8 protein-coding genes and 3 pseudogenes are annotated in these 5,731 nt (G+C 68.5%); 3 read left to right on the plus strand and 8 right to left on the minus strand.

Annotated elements, in window-relative coordinates:
* A pseudogene (locus ACS5Q0_RS27205) lies at positions 1 to 119 on the minus strand (cbb3-type cytochrome c oxidase subunit I); the annotation flags it as partial.
* Between ACS5Q0_RS27205 and ACS5Q0_RS27210 the strand changes: the two are divergent.
* From ACS5Q0_RS27210 to ACS5Q0_RS27220, 3 genes and pseudogenes are all read left to right on the plus strand, one after another.
* Positions 105 to 435: pseudogene (locus ACS5Q0_RS27210) on the plus strand (c-type cytochrome). The pseudogenes ACS5Q0_RS27205 and ACS5Q0_RS27210 overlap by 15 nt on opposite strands.
* 96 nt (positions 436 to 531) lie before the next feature.
* Positions 532 to 612 (plus strand): annotated as a pseudogene (locus ACS5Q0_RS27215) (hypothetical protein); the annotation flags it as partial.
* A 22-nt stretch (positions 613 to 634) separates the two neighbouring features.
* Positions 635 to 796 (plus strand): hexameric tyrosine-coordinated heme protein, encoded by a 162-nt coding sequence (locus ACS5Q0_RS27220; RefSeq protein WP_473129751.1) that lies wholly within the window; start codon positions 635 to 637, stop codon positions 794 to 796.
* Between the two features lie 130 nt (positions 797 to 926).
* Here the strand turns inward: ACS5Q0_RS27220 and ACS5Q0_RS27225 are convergent, their stop codons facing one another.
* From ACS5Q0_RS27225 to ACS5Q0_RS27255, 7 genes are all read right to left on the minus strand, one after another.
* Positions 927 to 1,655: a Crp/Fnr family transcriptional regulator gene (locus ACS5Q0_RS27225; RefSeq protein ID WP_473129747.1), complete on the minus strand. Its 729-nt coding sequence runs from the start codon at positions 1,653 to 1,655 to the stop codon at positions 927 to 929.
* 74 nt (positions 1,656 to 1,729) lie between these two features.
* Positions 1,730 to 2,902, minus strand: coding sequence for a cytochrome P450 (locus ACS5Q0_RS27230; RefSeq protein WP_473129752.1), 1,173 nt, complete (start codon positions 2,900 to 2,902; stop codon positions 1,730 to 1,732).
* Between the two features lie 52 nt (positions 2,903 to 2,954).
* The gene (locus ACS5Q0_RS27235) at positions 2,955 to 3,188 is read right to left on the minus strand and encodes a hypothetical protein (RefSeq protein ID WP_473129748.1); all 234 of its coding nucleotides are present in this window, start codon (positions 3,186 to 3,188) and stop codon (positions 2,955 to 2,957) included.
* Positions 3,189 to 3,271: 83 nt separating this feature from the next.
* Positions 3,272 to 4,381 (minus strand): MFS transporter, encoded by a 1,110-nt coding sequence (locus ACS5Q0_RS27240; protein WP_473129753.1) that lies wholly within the window; start codon positions 4,379 to 4,381, stop codon positions 3,272 to 3,274.
* A gap of 66 nt (positions 4,382 to 4,447) precedes the next feature.
* A complete protein-coding gene (gene ccmE, locus ACS5Q0_RS27245; protein WP_473129749.1) occupies positions 4,448 to 4,906 on the minus strand; it encodes a cytochrome c maturation protein CcmE in 459 nt (152 codons plus the stop codon).
* A 75-nt stretch (positions 4,907 to 4,981) separates the two neighbouring features.
* Positions 4,982 to 5,239 carry a hypothetical protein gene (locus ACS5Q0_RS27250; protein WP_473129754.1) on the minus strand — a complete coding sequence of 86 codons (258 nt, stop codon included), beginning with the start codon at positions 5,237 to 5,239 and terminating at the stop codon, positions 4,982 to 4,984.
* Positions 5,164 to 5,382, minus strand: coding sequence for a DUF454 family protein (locus ACS5Q0_RS27255; RefSeq protein WP_473129750.1), 219 nt, complete (start codon positions 5,380 to 5,382; stop codon positions 5,164 to 5,166). The genes ACS5Q0_RS27250 and ACS5Q0_RS27255 overlap by 76 nt, the downstream gene beginning before the upstream one ends.
* Between the last annotated feature and the right edge of the window lie 349 nt (positions 5,383 to 5,731).

Raw genomic sequence — 5,731 nt, forward strand, 5'->3', positions numbered from 1 at the left:
CAGGCGAAGAGCGGCATCTTGTGCAGCGTCATGCCCGGAGCGCGCATGTTGAGGATCGTGGTGATGAAGTTGATCGCGCCCAGGATCGAGGATGCGCCGGCGAGGTGCAGGGCCAGGATGCCGTGGCGGGAGAGAAAACCCTCGTCCAGTGCCGCGCCTGCGCCATCAGATCGGCCCGCCCGCCAAGAACGCTGTCGGACCCGAGCTGAACGGCGGCGTCGGCCGCAAGGCCGGCACGGTAGCGGGCTACAACTACTCGCCGGCCCACAAGACTCGGGCCTGACCTGGGACGAGGCCACGCTGACGGAATACCTCAAGGACCCCAAGGCCAAGGTGCCCGGCACCAAGATGGTCTGGGCCGGCCTCAACAAGGACGAGCAGACGATCAAGGACCTGATCGCCTGCCTCAAGCAGTTCGACGCCTCCGGCAACTAGGCCGCAGCGCTCCTGGAAACACACCGGCTCGCTGCCCGGCAAGCACCAGCATCACGGTGGAAGGCATGGACGCTCCGGCGGGAGCAGCCACCCCCATTGCCTTCCGCAGCCGCACAGGAGGAGACCCCGACGTCCGATACTTGGCTCCCTTCGCTGATCACGCCGACACCGCAGGAAGGATTTGACCTCGCCGTCAGGCTTGTGCGCGGATGGGCGTCAAGGTTACCCAGCCCTCGGACCAGGTCTGCGACAAGCTGCGGGCAGCCTAGAGCAGGACACGGCCCAGCTCATCGCCATCTCGCAGGTCATCGCCGTCCGATTCCAGACCATCGCGGCGGCCAACAATCATTGGCGGTCGTAAGGGGCGGTGACGTCACTTCCGGCTCCTGCGGCGGATGTCCTGCGCGGGCGCCATAGATGGCAGCCGCGTCGATGGCCTTGCCGCCTGCCGAACGCTTCGAGGTTTTGCCCCGGCCTGCCGTCGATGCGCACTAGCGCCTTGCTGCGCGGCGATGGCTCCGCCTCGGCTTCGGCTCCGGCGGTGCCTCCTGGTACAGAACCCGGGCGACGGCCTCGACGTCGGCGATGACCAGACGCCGGCGGTGGCGTCGGATCTGGCGCTGCGTCTCCCAGGCGCGCAGGGTCCGGCTCACCGTCGGCAGGGTGCTGCCGATCAGGTCTGCCAGGTCCTGGCGGCCGACCGGGAACGGGACCTCGACACCATCGTCGGTCTGGCGGCCGAAGGTGTCCACGAGCTTGAGGATCGCGCGCGCCAGACGGTGCTCGACCGGCTCGTTCGAGAGGTCCCGCAGCCGGCCCTCCATCTCGCGCAGGCGCGCCTCCAAGTCCCCGATGACGTTGAGCGCCACTCGCGGATGCCGTTCGATCAAGGTCCTCATCAGCTCGGATGGCCATTGCAGCTCTGCGCATTCCGTGACGGCGATGGCACTGGTCGGGTAGAACCGGTCCAGCAGGGCGGGGCTGCCGAAGACCTCACCGGGCCGCACGTACTTGACGATGACCTTCGCTCCGCCGGGCGTGGCCTGCACCAGCTTGGCCGCGCCGGAGGCGAGTACGTGCACCGAGCGCGCCGGCTCCCCCACGGTGAAGAGCACCTCGTCGGCCCGCACCGTCCGCCGTTGCGCCTGCCGCAGCAGGTCGGCGGCGACGTCCGGCGCCAGCCCTGCAAGGAGGCCCATGGTGTCCACGTGATCAGGCATCCGCTCGTCCCAACCCCCGGCATCTGTTGGTTCATCGCCGGACCACCGCGTCGGCCCGACCCCGGGTCGCTCGGTCAGGAGCATCGCTCAACCCACAAGGCCACCGAGGTGAACCCGCCCGCCGGGTACGTGGCCCGGACCGCCGGCTTGTCCAGCATGGGCACGACCTCGCGCGTGCGGGTCAGGAGTTCCTCCATCACCACCCGCAGCTCCAGCCGGGCGAGTTCCGCTCCCGGGCAGACGTGGATCCCGGCGCCGTAGAGCAGGCTCAGCTCAGGATCGCGGTCGAGCCGGAATTCGTCCGGATTGCCGAAGACGGCCTCGTCGCGGTTGGCCGAGGCCCAGATCAGGCTCAGGCGTGCCCCCGCCTCCAGCCGGCGGCCACCGATCTCCACCGCCCGGGTCGTGATGCGGCGGTTGGCGATCAGCGGGGCATGGATGCGCAGGATCTCGTCAATTGCGGCCGACAGCAGCGAGCAATCGTCGCGAAGGCGCCCCTGCAAGTGCGGGTGTGCAGCGAGATAGTGGACCAGGATTCCCACGCTGGCGGCAATGGTGCCCAATTCGCCGACCGTCCAGTTGCGCACGATGCTGACGATCTCCGCGTCGTTCAGCGGACGATCCCCAATCCGCTCGCGGAGCAGGCGCGTCGTGACGTCGTCGGGCGCGGCATGGCCAGCCCGACGGCGCTCGGCCAGCAAGCGCTGGACAAAGCCCTCGAACTCTAGGGCCACGGCCGCGGTGGCGGCCCGGTCGCCGGAAAGGGTCGCCTCCTGGTTGCGGCGGGTCCACTGCCGCAAAGGCTCGTGCAGGTCGGCCGGCCAGCCCATGAAGGCGCACTGGACGCGAAGCGCGAAATCCCGAGCGAACCCGCCCATCAGCTCGACCTCGCCGCCGATTGGTAGACGAGCCACCAGGTCGGTGGCGATGGCCCGGCAGACCGGCTCGAAGGCCTGCACCCGCTCCGGCGCGAAGTGCGGCTCGATCAGCGCCCGGTACGCCGCGTGCTCCGGCGGGTCCATGCCGTTGGGCACTGATGGGTGGCGCGAGACGGCATTGCTGAACGTGTCGTGGTCCTCCAGCACCCGCAGCACGTCGGCGTGCCGGAACACGGACCAGTGGAGATACTCGCTGTGGGCCAGAGGGCAATGGCCGCGCATGCGGTCATAGGCGGCGATCTGGTCGTCGAGAGCCGCCTCGGAGCGCGGGTCCCAGTCAGGCTGTGGATGATTGCTCATGGAATTGATCGGGTGGAACGGATGGAATGGCTAATGGTGGCCGCGCGGAAGCGGACGCCTGTCAGGGCGGCGTCAGGCGCGGGGCAAGGGTCGGAGACCCGACCACCGCGGGTCCGGCTCCGCCCCGAAGACGCCGCACCGCCGTGAGGCCAATGGCCAGCGGAAGCGCAATCATGGCCCCGAGGAGCGCAAGGCCTGCGGCGAAGGCCATCAGGGCCGTCCCGGCCAGCAGCCCTGCGACGGCGAGACCCTGACCGAACAGGCGCAGCAAGGGATGATCAGACGGGTTGGGCATCGGCAAACTCCAGGACAGGCAACGGTCCCTTGTCGCACCGCTGCCGGCCCGCTGCTTTGCTCCACGACAAACAAGAACGCGGTTCAGGTGTGGCGCTGAACGAGCGGCGCCCTCTCGCGGAAACGGCTGGGTTCACGTGGAATTCGCTTCTGCTTGGGAGCCTCTCTGCCAATGACGGCAGGCGCAAGAGCGGCGAGCGCCAGCAGGAGAAGGGTCGCGGCCACGAAGAACGGAGCACCCCAAACAATGGACGGACCGGAGTGGGATGCACCCGCAGCAAAACTGGTGGTGAACAGGACGGGACCAATCAGTCCGCTCACGCCGCGCAGGCTGTTGAGCGCGCCCTGCAGCCTCCCCTGATCCGAAGCCGCGATCCGTTGCGTCATCAAGCTCTGCGCCGCGGGGCTGAACAGGCCCCACAGTGCCGTCACGGGAATGGCGAGCCAGATCCAGCCTCCGCTCGGGGCGAGGCCGAACAGGATCGAGCCGACGCCGCCGCAGACAAGGCCCGCCACCATGGTCGCCCGCTCGCCGAGATGCGGCACAAGGCGGCGCACAAGCCCGCCCTGCACCACGGCCGAGGCGATGCCGACGACCGCTAGGGCGAGGCCGATGGTCAGCTGGTCCCAGCCATAGCGGTGGCTGGCATAGAGCACGAACACTGCCGGGAAAACGTCGTGCGCTAGATTGGAGAGGAACAGCACCGCCGCCACCCGGAACACCTCGCCGTTGGACCGCAGCAGCTGCAGGGCGGCGACGGGGTTCGCCCTGCGCCAGGTGAACCGCGTGCGCCGCTCCCGCGCCAGCGATTCCGGCAGGACAAAGATGCCGTACAGCGCGTTGACCAGGCACAGACCGGCCGCCACCCAAAATGGCAGGCGCAGGTCGACGGCGCCGAGCATGCCGCCAAGGGCCGGGCCGACGATGAAGCCGAAGGCAATTGCCGCGCCGATCGCGCCGAACCCAGCGGCACGGCGATCCGCGTTGGTGATGTCGGCCACATAGGCGAAGGCGGTGGTGAAGCTCGACGAGGCGAGACCACCGACGGCGCGCCCGACCAGCAGCCAGCCCACTCCAGGAGCGACCGCCATGAGCAGGTAGTCGAATCCGAGCGCCAGGTTGGACAGCAGGATGACAGGACGGCGCCCGACGGCGTCGGACAGCGCGCCCAGGATAGGCGCGCCGGGGAGAATGGGCTTGCATGGGCTGAGGTCTCATGACGTGGTCGAGAATGGGGGGCTCACATAGGATGGTTCACGCTACGGCGTTCCGGTCGCGGGCGGTCCCTCGCCCTGCCAGTGGCCCTGGCTCTTCAACGCGTCCGCCACCTCGCGGGGCATGTAGTTCTCGTCATGCTTGGCGAGCACCGTATCCGCCTTGAACATGCCGGCTGGGTCGAGCATGCCTTCGGCCACGACGCCCTGGCCTTCGCGGAACAGGTCGGGCAGGAGCCCGCGGTACTGCACGCGGACGATCGCGGTCGCGTCCTTGATCCGGAAGACGGTGACCTGGCTGTCGCCCTTCTCGACCGAAGCCTCCTGCACCAGGCCGCCGAGGCGAAAGCGCGTGCCGGGTTGGACCCCCTTGGCCTGGATGTCACTCGGGGTGTGGAAGAACACGATGGTGTCGCGCATGGCAACGGATACGAGGCCGAGCGCCACCGCGATGGTGCCCAGTCCGGTCCCGATCAGGGTCAGGCGCCGTTGCTTGCGCGTCATTCGTCATGCCTCCAGGTTTGCAACCGGGCCCTCCTGTAGCAGGGCCGCGGAGCGCCCGATTTGACCGAGCGCAAGTCAGCGGCGTCTTGGATGCTCCGGCGAGACATGGCGGCCATGACATTCGGCCGCTGCCAAGGTGCCGAGTGCCAACCGTCGCGTCCGGCTCGGCCGTGGACGCGTGATCAGGTAGAGGCCGACACCGCCCACGATGAGCGCCAGGATCAGGTGCAGGGGCTCGCTGTCCGCTGTGCACAGGATCAAGGCGTAGGAGAGGCCAAGCGCGCCGACGGCCGCCGCCTTCGCGGGAAGCGCGATGGCCCCTCGTCGCGCCAATCTGCGAGCAGGGACCCGAACCTCGGGTGGCGGCAAGGCGGCTCGGCCCGCTTCGGGTCTGAGCGGGCCAAGCACCAGACGGCGAGCAGCAGGACCGGCGTGGTGGGCAGGAGCGGCAGGATCAGGCCGAGCACGGCCAGCATGACGCTGCCATACCTGAGACAGAGATGAAGCCTGTGTACGGGATCAAAGCAGTTGCATCAGGAGACGACGTGGCGCCGTTCGGCCCGGAAGGCCCTGATGGTTTCGGCATTCGGACAGTAGCGCTGCACCACGGGTGCCCACCCGCGATCGAGGTCGCGCCGGCAGCGCCGAGACGCCTCGCAGCCAGAACAGACGATGCTCATGTCGCACATGACGTCCGCATGCTGTCAAGCGAACCGAAGAATTGACCCCTCGGGCGAACTGAAGATTTGACCCCCTCTCATTGCTTTGTAGCGCCCTCGGTTTCGAGCGCCGATCCAGCCTTCTGCAGCAGACCGGATCTGCGCT

The sequence above is a fragment of the Microvirga sp. HS2 genome (assembly GCF_055792805.1).

Excerpts from the sequence above, each read along its gene's own strand:
- ccmE (WP_473129749.1), bottom strand. The coding sequence starts at position 4,906 with ATGACGCGCAAGCAACGGCGCCTGACCCTGATCGGGACCGGACTGGGC.
- ACS5Q0_RS27235 (WP_473129748.1), bottom strand. The coding sequence starts at position 3,188 with ATGCCCAACCCGTCTGATCATCCCTTGCTGCGCCTGTTCGGTCAGGGT.
- ACS5Q0_RS27255 (WP_473129750.1), bottom strand. The coding sequence starts at position 5,382 with ATGCTGGCCGTGCTCGGCCTGATCCTGCCGCTCCTGCCCACCACGCCG.
- ACS5Q0_RS27225 (WP_473129747.1), bottom strand. The coding sequence starts at position 1,655 with ATGCCTGATCACGTGGACACCATGGGCCTCCTTGCAGGGCTGGCGCCG.